The organism is Bradyrhizobium sp. YR681 (assembly GCF_000282615.1).
Classification (GTDB): Bacteria; Pseudomonadota; Alphaproteobacteria; order Rhizobiales; family Xanthobacteraceae; genus Bradyrhizobium.
Genome location: NZ_AKIY01000031.1, coordinates 1 through 15,181 on the forward strand (window position 1 = coordinate 1; position 15,181 = coordinate 15,181).

The 15,181-nt window shown below is 65.5% G+C and carries 13 protein-coding genes and 1 pseudogene; 13 read left to right on the plus strand and 1 reads right to left on the minus strand.

Annotated elements, in window-relative coordinates:
- From PMI42_RS05000 to PMI42_RS05060, 13 genes and pseudogenes are all read left to right on the plus strand, one after another.
- Window positions 1–418 (plus strand): amidohydrolase family protein (locus PMI42_RS05000; RefSeq protein ID WP_008131138.1); only part of this gene is annotated, 418 nt, incomplete at its 5' end.
- A gap of 16 nt (window positions 419–434) precedes the next feature.
- Window positions 435–1,409, plus strand: a complete 975-nt coding sequence (locus PMI42_RS05005) for an NAD-dependent epimerase/dehydratase family protein (RefSeq protein WP_008131139.1) — start codon at window positions 435–437, stop codon at window positions 1,407–1,409.
- A 1-nt stretch (window position 1,410) separates the two neighbouring features.
- Window positions 1,411–2,160, plus strand: coding sequence for an SDR family oxidoreductase (locus PMI42_RS05010; RefSeq protein ID WP_008131141.1), 750 nt, complete (start codon window positions 1,411–1,413; stop codon window positions 2,158–2,160).
- On the plus strand, window positions 2,157–3,593 hold the full coding sequence (locus PMI42_RS05015) for an NAD(P)-binding domain-containing protein (RefSeq protein WP_008131144.1): 1,437 nt from the start codon (window positions 2,157–2,159) through the stop codon (window positions 3,591–3,593). The genes PMI42_RS05010 and PMI42_RS05015 overlap by 4 nt, the downstream gene beginning before the upstream one ends.
- 109 nt (window positions 3,594–3,702) lie before the next feature.
- The gene (locus tag PMI42_RS05020; protein ID WP_008131145.1) at window positions 3,703–5,322 is read left to right on the plus strand and encodes an ABC transporter substrate-binding protein; all 1,620 of its coding nucleotides are present in this window, start codon (window positions 3,703–3,705) and stop codon (window positions 5,320–5,322) included.
- A 28-nt stretch (window positions 5,323–5,350) separates the two neighbouring features.
- Entirely contained in the window at window positions 5,351–6,385 is a 1,035-nt protein-coding gene (locus tag PMI42_RS05025) for an ABC transporter permease (protein WP_035964549.1), read from the plus strand.
- The gene (locus PMI42_RS05030; RefSeq protein ID WP_008131147.1) at window positions 6,382–7,230 is read left to right on the plus strand and encodes an ABC transporter permease; all 849 of its coding nucleotides are present in this window, start codon (window positions 6,382–6,384) and stop codon (window positions 7,228–7,230) included. Before PMI42_RS05025 ends, PMI42_RS05030 begins: the two co-directional genes overlap by 4 nt.
- On the plus strand, window positions 7,227–8,897 hold the full coding sequence (nikE, locus tag PMI42_RS05035; protein ID WP_008131148.1) for a nickel ABC transporter ATP-binding protein NikE: 1,671 nt from the start codon (window positions 7,227–7,229) through the stop codon (window positions 8,895–8,897). Before PMI42_RS05030 ends, nikE begins: the two co-directional genes overlap by 4 nt.
- 142 nt (window positions 8,898–9,039) lie before the next feature.
- Entirely contained in the window at window positions 9,040–10,644 is a 1,605-nt protein-coding gene (locus PMI42_RS05040) for an ABC transporter substrate-binding protein (RefSeq protein ID WP_008131149.1), read from the plus strand.
- Between the two features lie 17 nt (window positions 10,645–10,661).
- Window positions 10,662–11,603 carry an ABC transporter permease gene (locus tag PMI42_RS05045; protein WP_008131150.1) on the plus strand — a complete coding sequence of 314 codons (942 nt, stop codon included), beginning with the start codon at window positions 10,662–10,664 and terminating at the stop codon, window positions 11,601–11,603.
- Complete coding sequence (locus tag PMI42_RS05050; protein ID WP_008131151.1) at window positions 11,600–12,523, plus strand: ABC transporter permease; 924 nt, start codon at window positions 11,600–11,602, stop codon at window positions 12,521–12,523. The genes PMI42_RS05045 and PMI42_RS05050 overlap by 4 nt, the downstream gene beginning before the upstream one ends.
- Before the next feature lie 19 nt (window positions 12,524–12,542).
- Window positions 12,543–13,532: an ABC transporter ATP-binding protein gene (locus tag PMI42_RS05055; RefSeq protein WP_008131152.1), complete on the plus strand. Its 990-nt coding sequence runs from the start codon at window positions 12,543–12,545 to the stop codon at window positions 13,530–13,532.
- A pseudogene (locus PMI42_RS05060) lies at window positions 13,529–14,494 on the plus strand (ABC transporter ATP-binding protein); the annotation flags it as partial. The gene PMI42_RS05055 and the pseudogene PMI42_RS05060, both read left to right, overlap by 4 nt.
- Window positions 14,495–14,527: 33 nt before the next feature.
- Here PMI42_RS05060 and PMI42_RS37790 read toward each other — a convergent pair.
- The coding region (locus PMI42_RS37790; protein WP_157195718.1) for an aminotransferase class III-fold pyridoxal phosphate-dependent enzyme at window positions 14,528–15,181 on the minus strand (654 nt) is incomplete at its 5' end.

The following is a 15,181-nucleotide window of genomic DNA, read 5'->3' on the forward strand; positions in this document are numbered from 1 at the left end:
GCGGCTGCCGCTGCTGTTCGATGCGATGGTGTCAAAGGGCCGGCTGGGCCTGGAAAAGTTCGTCGAGCTGACGTCTACGGCGCCGGCCAAGATCTACAATCTGCATCCGCGCAAGGGCTCGATTGCGGTCGGCGCCGATGCCGACATCGCGATCTGGGATCCCAACCGCGAGACCGTGATCGCCGACGAGATGACGCACGACCTCACCGGCTACACGCCGTTCGCGGGTCGCAAGCTGAAGGGCTGGCCGGTGACGACGCTCTCGCGCGGCCGCGTCATCATCGACGGCGACAAGTGCCTCGCGTCCGCCGGCAGCGGCAAGTTCCTGGCGCGCAGCGGCGGCGAGTCGGCCAAGCCGACCGGCCGGCTCGTTGCCGACATGGATCCGGAGCGGAACTTCGGGGCAAAACTGCTGTGATAGTGGATCGCGCGCGATGAAGATCGTCATCTTCGGCGGCACCGGCTTTGTCGGCCTCAACGTTGCGGAGGCGCTGCTCGCGCGCGGCCACGACGTGACGCTGTATGACCGCGCGGAGCTGCCGCCCGCGGCGCGGCGCGCTTTTGCCGGTTACGGCGCACGGCTCAAGGCCGTGCAGGGCGATATCACCGACACGGAGTCCATCGACGCCCTCATCTCCCAAGGCGTTGAAGCGATCGTGCTCGGCGCCGCCGTCACTGCCGGCGAGGAGCTCGAGCGCGCCTCGACCGCGCGCGTGCTCGAAATCAACGTGATGGCGCAGATCCCGATCCTGCTCTCCGCGATCCGTCATGGCGTGCGGCGCGTCGTCAATCTGTCGTCGGCGTCGGCCTATGGCGCCGCGGGCGGGCGGGCCGAGGTGCTGGACGAGGAGACGCCCTGCGATCCCGTCTCGTTCTACGCCATCAGCAAGTTCACCTCCGAGCGGTCGGTGGCGCGCCATGCCGAACTCTTTGGCGGCGATTTCCTGAGCGTGCGCTTAAGCGCCCTGTTCGGCCCGTGGGAGAAGCCCAGCTCGGTGCGCGATACGCCGAGCCTCCAGTTCCAGATTCTGGCCGCGTTCGCCCGCGGCGAGCCGGCGATCATGCCTGAACCCGGCATGCGGGACTGGATTTATGCGCCGGATGCAGCCGAAGCCGTGGCGCTCGTCGTCGAAGCCGAGCGGCCGCGCCACCGCCTCTACAATATCTCCAGCGGCGCGCTGTGGCCGGCGCTGCAATGGGGCGAGGCTTTTGCGGCGCTCAATCCCGGCCTGGAATGCCGGCTCGCGGCGCCCGGCGAGAAAACTGTCATCAGGCTGCATGGGCCTTATCGCGCGCCGCTCTCGGTTAACAGGATGGCGGACGAATTCGGCTGGCGCGCGCGGTTCGGCTGCGCCGAGTCCGCCGCGGCGATGAGTGCCTGGCTGACTCAGCACAAGGAGTGGATCTGAGATGCGGCTTCAGGGACGCGCGGCCATCATCACGGGCGCAGGCTCCGGCATCGGCCGCGCCAGTGCAAAGCTGTTTGCGGACGAGGGCGCGCGTCTTGCCCTGGTCGATCGCGATGCTGCGGGCCTCCAGGAGACGCTCAGCCTGGTTGGCGAGGCAACGACGCATGTCGGCGACGTCGGCGATGCCGGTTTCGCCGAAACCGTCGTCGGCGATGTCATCGCGCGCCACGGTCGTCTCGACATCTTGATGACCGCGGCCGGCTTCTCCTGCGGCGGCACCGTGCTGACCACGAGCCTGGAGGACTGGGACGCGGTGTTCCGCGCCAATGTCGGCGGCACCTGGCTGTGGGCGCGGGCCGCCATCCCGCAGATGCAGCAGCAGAACAGCGGTTCGATCATCACGCTGGCCTCGCAGCTTGCGATGGCCGGCGGCAGGAACAGCAGCGCCTATATCGCGGCCAAGGGTGCGATCGTCAGTCTCACCCGCACGATGGCGGTGGATTTCGCCACCGACGGCATTCGCGTCAACGCGATCGCGCCGGGCGCGATCGATACGCCGATGTTGCGCCGTAGCTTCGGCCGCAACGCCAATCCGGAAGAAGCGCGCGAAACCTCTCGCAACCGTCATGCCATGAAGCGGCTCGGCCAGGCGGAGGAGATCGCGCAAACCGCGCTGCATCTCGCCAGCGATGCGTCCTCTTTCACGACCGGTACCGTGATGGTGGTCGACGGAGGCTGGCTCGCGGCATGAGTGACGCGCTGACGGAGCTGGAAGCGGGCGTCCGCGCCGATCTCGCCATGATCGCGCATCCTCACGCCGCATGGCTCGAACCGAAGATCGGGCCGGATGGTAAGCCCGCGCTCGATGTTCTCGTCGTCGGCGCGGGCCAATCCGGCATCGCCATCGGTTTCGGCCTGATGCGCTCCCGCGTCAGCAACATCCTGCTGCTCGACAAGGCCGAGGAGGGCAAGGAGGGCCCGTGGCTCACCTATGCCCGCATGCCGACGCTGCGCAGCCCGAAGGACTACACCGGTCCGGACCTCGACATTCCCAGCTTGACCTATCAATCCTGGCACGAAGCCCGCTTCGGCAAGGAGAGCTGGCAGACGCTGAACCTGATCCTGCGCGAGCATTGGGCGGAGTATTTGCTGTGGCTTCGCCGCGCGATCGACTTGCCCGTCCGCAATGGTTGCGAGCTTCTGGAGATTGCGCCGGCGGCCGAGGGGCTGCTCGCAGCCCGCGTGCAGCGTGCTGACACCGTCGAGATGCTCTACGCGCGCAAGATCGTGCTGGCGACGGGGCAGGAGGGCATGGGCGACTGGATGATCCCCGAGCCGCTGCGCGATCTGCCGGCCGGTTCTGTCGCGACCGTCGCCGAAAGCATCGATTTCGAAAACCTGCGCGGCAAGCGCGTCGCTGTGATCGGTGCCGGCGCATCCGCTTTCGACAATGCAGCGACTGCATTGGAGGCGGGCGCGGCCGAGGTGCATCTGCTCTGCCGTCGCAGAAAAATCCAGGTGATCCAGCCCTATCGCTGGCTGACCTTTCGCGGATTCCTGCGTCATCTCAGCGATCTCGACGATGCCTGGCGTTGGCGCTTCATGCGCAAGATACTCGAGATGCGCGAAGGGTTTCCGCAGCCGACTTACGATCGCTGCGCGCGTCACGCCAATTTTACGTTGCACGAGGGCGCACCGCTCGAGGCCGCGCGCCAGACGGTCGCCGGCGTTGAACTGGAGACGCCGCGCGGTTCGATCATTGCGGATTTCGTCATCTGCGGCACCGGCATCGACATGAACTTCACCGGCCGCGGCGAGCTCAGCCGGTTCGCCGGCAACATCGCGACCTGGGCCGATCGGTACCAACCGCCGGAAGACGAGCGCAACGCGCGCCTCGGCCGCTTTCCCTATCTCGCCGACGATTACGCCTTCACCGAACGCGTTCCCGGTGAGACGTCGTGGATCTCCGACATCCATCTGTTCGCCATCGCCTCCACCATGAGCTTCGGTCCATCGGGATCGTCGATCAATGCGATGACGACGGCCGTGCCGAAGCTGGTGAGTGGTCTGACGCGCGGCCTGTTTCGCGCCGACATCGCGCGTCATTGGGCCTCGCTCAGCGCCTATGACGTGCCGCAGGCAACAGTTACGCGGCCAGCGCGAAAAATGGGGGAATCTGCATGATCGTCCACGCGCCACCGCGACAATGCGATCCCATGAAAGTGGCGCGCAACTTGCTTCTTTCTTAGTCAGCCTTGCCGGCCTTCCTGCTCGAAAATTCAAGGGAAAAAGAATGCGTTTTGTGTCTTTTGGGTCCGCGACCTCAGTCCTCGCCACCACTGCGCTGTTGTTGATCGCGACCGTGCCTTCGCACGCGCAATCCAGGGCGGAAACGCTGCGTTATGTCACGGGCGCTTCCGTCAACACGCTCGATCCGAACATCCCGGGCTCGACCCGCGAATCCTTCGCGCTCAGCATGAGCACCTACGACCGGCTGGTGGCGTTCGGCCGCAAGCAGCTCAACGGCAAATGGGTGTTCGATCTCGACACCATCACGGGCGAGCTTGCTGAATCCTACGACGTCAGCCCTGATGGCCTGAAGATCACCTTCCGCCTCCGCAAGGACGCAAAGTTCCAGGACGGCTCGCCGGTGACAGCCGAGGACGTGAAGTGGTCCCTCGATCGCTGCGTCACCGCGCCGATCCTCGGCAAGGCGCAATTGCTGACGGGCTCGCTCACTTCCGCGGACCAGTTCAAGGTGATCGATCCCCTCACGATCGAGGTGACGCTTCCAAAACCCGACAAGCTCGCGCTGCCGAACCTGGCCACCGTGTATCCGATGATCATCAACGCGAAGGTCGCCAAGGAGCATGCGACGGCGGACGATCCCTGGGCAACCGCATGGCTGAAGGAGCACACCGCCGGCAGCGGCGCCTATGTGGTCGAGACCTTCAAGCCCGGCGAGCAGGTCTTGCTCAAGCGTGACGAGGCCTGGAATCGCGGCTCGGCCAACAAGCCGGCCTTCTTCAAGCGCGTGATCATCCAGTCGGTGCCGGAGCCGGCGACCCGCGCCAACCTCGTCGAGCGCGGCGATGCCGACATCGTCGTCGACCTCCAGGCCAGCGACGTGCAGTCGCTCGAGGCCAAGGGCAAGCTCAAGGTGATCTCGACGCCGCAATACAATGCGATCACCTTCGTCTCGATGAACAACCAGATGCCGCCGTTCGACAACGTCAACGTTCGTCGCGCCATCGCTTACGCGCTGCCTTACGACGACATGTTCAAGGCCGCTCTGTTCGGCCGCGGTTCGCCGCTGTACGGCGCGACCTGGACGGACGGCAAGCCGGCGAACGGCACCTATCCGTTCCAGCAGCCGGTGAAACTCGACCTCGACAAGGCCAGGGAATATCTGAAGGCTGCAGGCCTCCCCGAGGGCTTCTCGACCACCTTCAGCTTCAACGTCGGCCAGTCCTCGACCGCGGAGCCCATGGCGGCGCTGGTCAAGGAGTCGCTCGGCAAGATCGGGATCAAGGTCGACATCCAGAAGCTGCCGGATGCGCAGATGTCGACGCAGATCAACGAGAAGAAGCTTCCCTTCTACACCGAAGGCATCGTAGCCTGGCTGCCGTCGACCGATTACTTCTACCGCAACTTCTACACCGGCAATCAGCGCTGGAATTACTCTTCGATCAACAACCCGGACCTTGCTGCGATCGCGCAGGAAGCCCGCTTCGAGCCGGACAAGGCCAAGTATGAGGAAGCCGGCCGCAAGCTCAACGCGATGCACTTCGACCTGATGCCGCAAGTCATGCTGTGGCAGCCGAACCAGGACGCGGTGATGGCGTCGTCGATCGAAGGCTACACCTACGAGTTCCACCGCCAGGTCGACTATCGCGACGTCAGCCGCAAGTAATGTTCGCAAGCGAAAGAAAGTCTGAAAGGTGACGACCGGTCTTGGTGCAACATTGGTGCGGGCGGGCAGGCGGCTGCTGTCGTCGCTGCCGGCACTGTTCGGTGTGCTGGTCTTCACCTTTCTTCTGATGCGCGTCCTTCCCGGTGACCCCGCGGTGTTTTTCGCCTCGGGGCCCAATGCCGGCAAAGAGGAGATCGAGCAGATCCGCAAGCAGATGGGGCTCGACAAATCGGTGCCGGAGCAGCTCGTGTTTTATCTCTCCGACATCGGCCGCGGCAATCTCGGCCGCTCCATGATGACCGGGCAGCCGGTGCTGAAGGATCTGCGCGAGCGGCTGCCGGCCTCGCTCGAGCTGACCTTTACGGCGCTCCTGATCGCACTCATTGCAGCGGTGCCGCTGGGTGTGATGGCGGCGTTGCGGCCGGGATCGGTGGTCGATCACGGCGTGCGGCTGTTCTGCGCGCTCGGCGTCTGCGTGCCGACCTTCGTTTCGGGCCTGCTGCTGATCTACGTCTTCTACTACCTGCTTGGGCTTGCGCCTGATCCGACCGGGCGGATCGACGTCTTCACCTCGCTGCCGCCGCAGCGCACCGGCTTCCTGTCGATCGATTTCCTGCTCGCCGGCGATGTCGACGGCTGGTGGGCGGCCTGCAAGCAATTGATCCTGCCGGCGGTGAGCATGGCGCTGTTCGTGATCGCGCCGCTGGCGCGGATCACGCGCGCCTCGATGCTGGTTTCGCTCGGCAGCGATTTCGTGCGCACCGCGCGCTCGGTCGGATTGTCCTGGCGCAAGGTGGTCGTGACCTATGCGCTCCGGAACGCGATCCTGCCGGTCATCACCATCGCCGGCATCGTGTTCTCGACCATGCTCGGGGCGAACGTGCTGGTGGAGAAGGTGTTCTCCTGGCCGGGCGTTGCGTCCTATGCGCTCGATGCGCTGCTGTCCTCCGACTATGCGCCGGTGCAGGGATTCGTGCTGCTGATGGCCAGCCTGTTCGTGCTGGTCAATCTCGTGGTCGATATCTGCTACGGCATCGCCGATCCCAGGGTGTCGATCGGATGACCAGTGCAACCCTCCGTCATTCGGTCTGGATCCTGCGCGGCAATCCGCTTACCGCCGTGGCCGCGGCCGGCGTCGCGCTGTTCGTCCTGATTGCGATCTTCGGGCCGTGGATCGTGCCCTATGATCCCGTGGTCTCGAATGTCTCGGAAGCTCTTTTGCCGCCGAGCGCGGCCCATCTTGCCGGCACCGACCAGCTCGGCCGCGATGTGTTCAGCCGTCTCATCATCGCCGCGCGGCTCGATCTTGCCATTGCGGTGTCCGCTGTCGGCATCTCCTTCGTGATCGGTGCCGTCGTCGGTGCCTTCTGCGGCTATGCCGGCGGCAAGCTCGACCGTGGCGTCGGCCGCTTCGTCGACGTGATGATGGCCTTTCCGTTGTTCGTGCTGGCGATGGCCATGGTCGCAGCGCTCGGCAACCGGATCGAGAACATCGTGATCGCGACCGCGATCATCAATCTTCCGTTCTACATCCGCTTCGCGCGGGCCGAGGTGAACGTCCGCCGCAACGTGGGCTGGGTCGAAGCCGCGCGCGCCTGCGGCGAGAGCCATTTCTCGGTGGTGCTGCGCTTCCTGCTGCCGAACATCCTGCCGGCGATGGCGGTGCAGATCTCGCTCAATCTCGGCTGGGCCATTCTCAACGCGGCCGGCCTGTCCTTCATCGGCCTCGGCGTCAAGCCGCCGACGCCGGAATGGGGCATCATGGTCGCGGAGGGCGCGCGCTTCATCTCGACCGGGCGCTGGTGGCTGGTGGCCTTTCCAGGCCTTGCGCTGATGATGGCCGTGCTGTGCTTCAATCTCCTCGGGGACGGGATGCGGGACATTCTCGATCCCCGCATGCGCACATGAGCGAGGACCTGCTCAGGATCGACGACCTCCACGTTTCGTTCTCGACGCGGCGCGGACTGGTCGAGGCCGTGCGCGGCGTCACGCTCACGGTCGCGCCCGGCGAGATGCTCGGCCTCGTCGGCGAGAGCGGCTCGGGCAAGTCGGTGACAGGCTTTGCCACGACCCGGCTGCTGGATGCGGCCGGTCGTGTCATCGGTGGCAGAATCCTGTTTCGCGGGCAGGACGTGACGAAGCTTGGGGGAGACGACCTCCGTCAGCTCCAGGGCGCCGCGATGTCGATGATCTTCCAGAATCCGCGGGCGGCGCTGAATCCCATCCGCGCGATCGGCCTGCAGATCGCGGACGCGATCCTTACCCACAAGCGCATCTCCAGGGACGCCGCGCGGGCCGAGGCGCTGGAGCTGCTGCGCGCGGTCCAGATCCGCGATCCCGAGACGCGGATGAACGCCTATCCGCACGAGCTTTCCGGCGGCATGTGCCAGCGTGTCATGATCGCCATCGCGATCTCCTGCAATCCTGCGCTCCTGATTGCGGACGAGCCGACCACCGGCCTCGACGTCACCACCCAGAAGGTGGTGATGGACCTGCTCGCGGATATCGCCGCGGCACGCGGCATGGCGACGATCCTGATCACGCACGATCTCGGCCTCGCCGCCCGCTATTGCCGCCGCATCGCGGTGATGGAGCGCGGCCGCATCGTCGAGGAGGCCGACCCCAAGACGCTCTTCAGCGCGCCGCAGCACGCCTACACCAGGCGCCTGGTCGCGGCATCGCCGACTGCGACCTCCCGGATCGAGGATCTCGTGACGGAGGAGGAGCGGGAGCGTCACGCGGCCGTGGTCAGCAAGCCAAGGCTGGAGCCCGCGCATGGTACGCCGCCCCTCCTGGAGGTGCGCAAACTTGCAAAACGCTTCGACCAGGGCGCTGCGGCTGTCGCGGATTTTTCCATGACCATGGCCGGCGGCGAGAGCGTCGGCCTCGTCGGCGAATCCGGATCGGGCAAGAGCACGACGTCGCGGATGATCTGCCGCCTGATCGACCCCAGCGAAGGCGACATCGTGTTCGACGGGCAGTCGATCGGGCGTGTGGCGTCACGCGACTTCCATCGCTCGCGTTTCCGCAAAGACATCCAGATGGTCTTCCAGGACCCGAACGAGAGCCTCAATCCGCGCTTCACCGCTTTCGATTGCATCGCCCATCCCTTGCTGCGGCTCGACGGCATGCGTGCAGGCGAGGCGTTGCGGCAACGGGTGGAGGAATGCGCCGAACGGGTCGGGCTGCCGCATGATCTGTTGCCGCGTTTCCCGCATCAGCTCTCCGGCGGCCAGAAAGCGCGCGTCGGAATTGCCCGCGCCATCGCCTGCCGGCCGCGGCTTCTGGTGCTGGACGAGCCGACCGCGGCGCTCGACGTCTCCGTGCAGGCGGTTGTGCTGCAACTGCTCGATCGCCTTCGGCGCGAGAACGACATCGCGCTGCTGTTTGTCAGCCACGATCTGAACGTGGTGCGCATGCTGTGCGACCGCACCATCGTGCTGCGCAATGGCGGCATCGTGGAGCAGGGGGAGAGCCGGGCGTTGTTCGATAATCCAAAGACCGACTACACGCGCGAGCTGGTCGAGGCTATTCCCCATATCGAGAGCGGCAAGGTGCTTGCGGCCGCTCTTTGAGGCCGTGAGCTCGCCAAAACGCGACGAGATCCCGCTGGCGAAGCTGCATTTACTGGCATACCATTTGCAAGCCATTGGGCTTCGGTTTCACCTGCCTTTGGCCAACGATTGGCCGATATCACGGCACTACTGGGAGGACTTCATGGATCGCAGGACCGTATTAAAGGGACTGGCTGGCGCGGGCGGTCTGGCATTGACGGGTGGCCTCTCGGCCCCTGCGATCGCACAGGGCGCCTCGGCCCGCACCCTGCGTTTCGTGCCGCAGGCCAATCTTGCCAATTTCGACCCGATCTGGGGCACCCAATATGTGGTGCGCAATGCGGCGGCGCTGGTCTGGGATACCCTCTACGGCGTCGATTCCTCGCTTCAGCCGCAACGTCAGATGGTCGAGTCCGAGCAGGTCAGCGACGACGGCACCATCTGGACGTTCAAGCTGCGGCCGGGCCTCAAATTCCATGACGGCGAGCCGGTGCTGAGCAAGGACGTGGTCGCGAGCCTGACGCGCTGGTCGGCGCGCGATCCGATGGGCCTGATGCTCAAGGCGATCCAGCAGGAGCTCACCGCCGTCGACGACCGCACCTTCAAATGGGTGCTGAAGCAGCCCTATCCGAAGCTGCTCTACGCGCTCGCGAAGGGCAACTCGCCTTGCGCCTTCATCATGCCGGAGCGCATCGCGCAGACCGATCCGTTCAAGCAGATCGCCGACTATGTCGGCTCCGGCCCGATGAAATTCGCCAAGGGCGAGTGGGTCCCGGGCGCCAAGGCCGTGTTCGAGAAGTTTGCCGACTATGTGCCGCGGCAGGAGAAATCATCCTGGCTCGCCGGCGGCAAGCAGATCCTGGTCGATCGCGTCGAGTGGGTGATCATGCCGGATCCGGCAACCGCGGCGGCGGCGTTGCAAAACGGCGAGATCGACTGGTGGGAGAATCCGATCGCGGATCTCGTTCCGGTCCTGAAGAAGAACAAGAACATCAGCGTCGATATCGGCGATCCCCTCGGCAATATCGGTTCGTTCCGCATGAACCACCTGTTCGCGCCCTTCAACGACGTGCGGGCGCGTCGCGCGGTGCTGATGGCGCTGAACCAGGAAGACTACATGCGCGCGATCGTCGGCGACGACAATTCGCTGTGGAAGCCGCTGCCCGGCTTCTTCACGCCGGACACGCCGCTCTACACCGAGGTGGGCGGCGAGATCCTGAAGGGCAAGCGCGATCTCGACGCGGCCAAGAAGCTGCTCGCCGAGAGCGGCTATTCCGGCCAGCCGGTGACGTGCCTCGTGGCGCAGGACCAGCCGATCACCAAGGCGATGGGCGACGTGACCGCGGACCTCCTCAAGAAGCTCGGCATGAATGTCGACTTCGTGGCGACCGATTGGGGCACGGTCGGCTCCCGCCGCGCCCAGAAGACGCCGCCCGGACAGGGCGGCTGGAACATGTTCCACACCTGGCACGCGGGCGCGGACTGCATCAATCCGGCGCCCTACACCGGCATTCGCGCCAATGGCGACAAGGCCTGGTTCGGCTGGCCGAGCAGCCCCGCCACCGAGAAGGAGGTCACGTCCTGGTTCGAGGCCAAGAACCTCGACGAGGAGAAGGCTTCGATCGGCCGCCTCAACAAGGCGGCGATGGACGACGTCGTCTATGCGCCGACCGGCTTCTTCCTGAGCTATACCGCGTGGCGCAAGAACGTCTCCGGTATTGCCAAGGGACCGTTGCCGTTCTTCTGGGGCGTATCCAAGTCCGCATGATCGTGCGATAAAGCCAGATGCTCTCCTACATCCTCCGTCGCATCGCCGCCACCTTGCCGGTGATGGCGATTGTCGCGCTGTTCGTCTTCAGCCTGCTTTACATCGCGCCGGGTGATCCGGCCGTGGTGATCGCGGGCGATCAGGCAAGCCCGGAGGATGTGGAGCGCATCCGCCAGAGCCTCGGCCTCGACCGGCCGTTCCTGATCCAGTTCGGAAGCTGGGTCTGGCGCATCCTGCATGGTGATCTCGGCACTTCGATCTTCACCAATCTGCCGGTCTCGACGATGATCGGGCAGCGTCTCGGGCCGACGCTGTCGCTGATGATGGTCACGCTGCTGCTCACGATCGTGATCGCGGTGCCGCTCGGCGTGGTGGCGGCGTGGAAGGCCGGCAGCCTGATCGACCGCGTCATCATGGGTTTTGCCGTGTTCGGCTTCTCGCTGCCCGTCTTCGTCGTCGGCTACATGCTTGCCTACATCTTCGCGCTCGAACTGGAATGGCTTCCGGTGCAGGGCTACACGCCGCTCGCCCAGGGCTTTTGGCCCTGGCTGGAGAATCTGATCCTGCCGGCGGTCGCGCTCGGCTGCGTCTACATCGCGCTGATCGCGCGCATCACCCGTGCCACCATGCTCGAAGTGCTGCAGCAGGACTATATCCGCACCGCCAAGGCCAAGGGCCTCGGGCAGGGCGGCATCCTGTTCGTTCACGCCCTGAAGAACGCGGCGGTGCCGATCGTGACCGTGATCGGGATCGGCATCGCGCTCTTGATCGGCGGTGCCGTCGTCACGGAAAGCGTGTTCGCGATTCCCGGCCTCGGCCGGCTCACGATCGACGCGATCCTGCGCCGCGACTACCCTGTCATCCAGGGCATCGTGCTGCTGTTCAGCTTCGTCTACGTCCTCGTCAATTTGATGATCGACGTCATCTATACGCTCGTTGACCCGAGGATCCGCTATTGACCGATACCAGCGTCAACCCGCAATCGCTCCCGGCCGGGTTCGTTCTCGCGCCGCAACTGCCGGAGATCCTTCGGCCGGTCATCATCCGGCGCGGCTTCATCGGCTTCCTGCGCGGCCACCCGACGGTCGCCATCGGCGGCGCGCTGCTGCTGATGCTCGTGCTGATCGCGGTGTTCGCGCCCTATCTCGGAACGGTCGATCCGACCGCGCTGGCGCCCGCCAAGCGCACGCGCGCACCGTCGGCGCTTTACTGGTTCGGCACCGATGTGCTCGGCCGCGACATCTATTCGCGCGTGCTGTTTGGCGCACGGGTCTCCCTCACGGTGGGCCTGTCGGTTGCCATGCTGGCCTCGGCGGCGGGGCTTGCCATCGGCATCGTCTCCGGCTTCATCCGCTGGGCCGACGGCATTTTGATGCGCTTCATGGACGGCTTGATGTCGATCCCGCCGATCCTGCTGGCGATCGCGCTGATGGCTCTTACGCGCGGCAGCGTTGGCAACGTCATCCTGGCGATCACCATCGCGGAGATACCGCGTGTCTCGCGCCTCGTCCGCAGCGTGGTGCTGTCGCTGCGCGAGCAGCCCTATGTGGACGCGGCGGTCGCCTGCGGCACGCGTACGCCGATGATCATCTTCCGCCACATCCTGCCCAACACGCTCGCGCCGATGCTGGTCCAGGCCACCTATATCTGCGCCAGCGCCATGATCACGGAGGCGATCCTGTCCTTTATCGGTGCGGGTACGCCGCCCACCATTCCGTCCTGGGGCAACATCATGGCCGAAGGCCGCGCGCTGTGGCAGGTCAAGCCCTATATCGTGTTCTTTCCGGCGGCCTTCCTGTCCGTCACCGTGCTTGCCGTGAATCTGCTCGGCGACGGCCTTCGCGATGCGCTCGATCCGCGCATGGCCAAGAGCCTCTGATGTCAAGGGGCTGATCACGATGGCGCTGCTCGAAGTCGAAAATCTCCAGACCCATTTCCGGACGCCCAGCGGCATCAACCGCGCGGTGGACGGTGTGTCCTTCCATGTCAACGAGGGCGAGACGCTCGCGATCGTCGGCGAGTCCGGCTGCGGCAAGTCGGTGACCTCGATGTCGCTGATGCGATTGATCCCGGAGCCGCCGGGCAGGATCGCGGGCAGCATCCGCTTCGCGGGCAAGGATCTCCTCAAGCTGTCCGACCGCGAGATGCGCGCGATCCGCGGCAACGACATCTCGATGATCTTCCAGGAGCCGATGACCAGCCTCAATCCGGTCCTGACCGTCGGCCGCCAGATCCGCGAGACGCTGATGATCCATCAGGGCCTGGACCAGCAGGCCGCCGAGGCCCACGCGGTCGAGGCACTGACCCTGGTCGGCATTCCCGAGCCGCAGCGGCGCGTGCGCGAATATCCGCACCAGCTCTCCGGCGGTATGCGCCAGCGCGTGATGATCGCGATTGCGCTGGCCTGCAATCCAAAACTCCTGATCGCTGACGAGCCGACCACGGCGCTCGACGTGACCATCCAGGCGCAAATTCTCAAGCTGATGCTCGACCTCAAGAGCCGGGTCGGTGCCGCGATCATCCTGATCACGCACGATCTCGGCGTCGTCGCCGAGATCGCCGAGCGCGTCATGGTGATGTATGCTGGCCGCAAGGTCGAGGAGGCGCCGGTCGGCGAGTTGTTCCGTTCGCCGCGCCATCCCTATACGCAGGGCCTGCTTGGCGCTGTGCCGAGGCTCGGCTCGTCGCTGACCGGCACCGCGAGGCGGCTTGCCGAGATTCCCGGCCAGGTGCCGGATCTCAGGAAGCCGATCACCGGCTGCGTCTTTGCCGGGCGTTGTGCGCTTGCGACCGATCTTTGCCGCCAATATGCGCCCGGACTTGAGGAAAAGGGTCCGCGCCACATCGCCGCCTGTCACTACGCGGCCAAGGGAGCCGTCGCGGCATGAGTCCTCCGCTGCTCCAGGTCAACGACCTCAAGAAGCATTTTCCGGTCAACAAGGGTCTGTTCGCGCGAAAGTCCGAATGGGTCTATGCGGTCGACGGCGTGTCCTTCGAGATCGCGCGTGGCGAGACATTGTCGCTGGTCGGCGAGTCCGGCTGTGGCAAATCGACGGTCGGCCGCGCCATCCTGCGCCTGTTCGACATCACCTCGGGCCAGGTCATCCTTGACGGCCAGCGCATCGACGACGCGCATCCGAGCACGATGCGCCAGATGCGCCAGCGCGTGCAGGTCGTGTTCCAGGATCCGTTCTCCAGCCTCAATCCGCGCATGCGGGTGCGCGACATTCTCGCCGAGCCGATCCGCAATTTCGGCCTCGCCAAATCCGCGGAGGATCTCGAGGTCCGCGTCACCTCGCTGATGGATACGGTGAGGCTGCCGCGCGAGGCGCTGAACCGCCGGCCGCATGAATTCTCAGGCGGCCAACGCCAGCGTATCGGCATTGCACGCGCGCTCGCGGCCGAGCCCGAGCTGATCGTCTGCGACGAGGCGGTTTCCGCGCTCGACGTCTCGGTCAAGGCGCAGATCGTCAACCTGCTCCAGGACCTGCAGCAGAAATTCGGCCTCGCGCTGCTGTTCATCAGCCATGACCTTGCCATCGTCGAGCACATGACCCATCGCGTCGCGGTGATGTATCTCGGCAAGATCGTCGAGGTGGCGCCGCGCTATGAGATCTTTGCCGCGCCAAGGCATCCCTACACCAAGGCGCTGCTCTCGGCGGTGCCGCTGCCCGAGCCGGGCGCCCAGCGCAATCCCATCATTCTCAAGGGAGACGTGCCGAGCCCGATCAATCCGCCGAGCGGATGCCGCTTCCACACCCGTTGTCCGTACGTGTTCGACCGCTGCCGCACGGAGGAGCCGCAGCTCCGCGCGGTCGAAGGCGAGCAATGGGTCGCGTGCCACCTGGATGCATTGCCGGCGGGGGGAGGCCCCGCCGTGCCGCTAGTTGACCGCGGTCAAGGCGCGGCGGATCGCGGCAAAAATCTCGGCGATCTGTTCCTCGGTGATGATCAAGGGCGGCGAGATCAACAGCGTGTCGCCGCTGCCGCGGATCAGGATGCCGTCCTCATAGCAGCGGCTGGCGCATTCGCTGCCGCGTGCGCCCGGTGCGCCCTCGCGCGGCTTGAGGTCGATGGCGGCCAACAGCCCGATGTTGCGGATGTCGACGACATGGGGAAGGTCGCGCAAGCCGTGCGCATGGTTTTCCAGCACCGGCGCGAGGCGGCGGGCGCGCTCGAACAGGCCGAGATCCTGGTACACGTCGAGCGCGGCAAGCCCCGCCGCGCAGGCGAGCGGATGCGCCGAATAGGTGTAGCCGTGGAACAGCTCGATCGCGTTGTCCGGCCCCTGCATCAGCGCGTCATAGACCTTGCCGCTGACGATGACGCCGCCCATCGGCACGGCGGCGTTGGTCATGCCTTTGGCGCAAGTGATGATATCCGGCGTCACGCCGAAGGCGTTGGCGCCGAACGCTGCGCCGAGCCGGCCGAAGCCGGTGATCACCTCGTCGAAGATCAGGAGAATGCCGTGCTGGTCGCAGATCTGGCGCAGCCGCTCGAGATAGCCGACCGGCGGCGGCAGCACGCCGCCCGAGCC

What these genes read in the sequence shown, in the direction of transcription:
- PMI42_RS05005 (WP_008131139.1), top strand. Translation starts at nt 435, where the DNA reads ATGAAGATCGTCATCTTCGGCGGCACCGGCTTTGTCGGCCTCAACGTT.
- PMI42_RS05010 (WP_008131141.1), top strand. Translation starts at nt 1,411, where the DNA reads ATGCGGCTTCAGGGACGCGCGGCCATCATCACGGGCGCAGGCTCCGGC.
- PMI42_RS05015 (WP_008131144.1), top strand. Translation starts at nt 2,157, where the DNA reads ATGAGTGACGCGCTGACGGAGCTGGAAGCGGGCGTCCGCGCCGATCTC.
- PMI42_RS05020 (WP_008131145.1), top strand. Translation starts at nt 3,703, where the DNA reads ATGCGTTTTGTGTCTTTTGGGTCCGCGACCTCAGTCCTCGCCACCACT.
- PMI42_RS05030 (WP_008131147.1), top strand. Translation starts at nt 6,382, where the DNA reads ATGACCAGTGCAACCCTCCGTCATTCGGTCTGGATCCTGCGCGGCAAT.
- nikE (WP_008131148.1), top strand. Translation starts at nt 7,227, where the DNA reads ATGAGCGAGGACCTGCTCAGGATCGACGACCTCCACGTTTCGTTCTCG.
- PMI42_RS05040 (WP_008131149.1), top strand. Translation starts at nt 9,040, where the DNA reads ATGGATCGCAGGACCGTATTAAAGGGACTGGCTGGCGCGGGCGGTCTG.
- PMI42_RS05045 (WP_008131150.1), top strand. Translation starts at nt 10,662, where the DNA reads ATGCTCTCCTACATCCTCCGTCGCATCGCCGCCACCTTGCCGGTGATG.
- PMI42_RS05055 (WP_008131152.1), top strand. Translation starts at nt 12,543, where the DNA reads ATGGCGCTGCTCGAAGTCGAAAATCTCCAGACCCATTTCCGGACGCCC.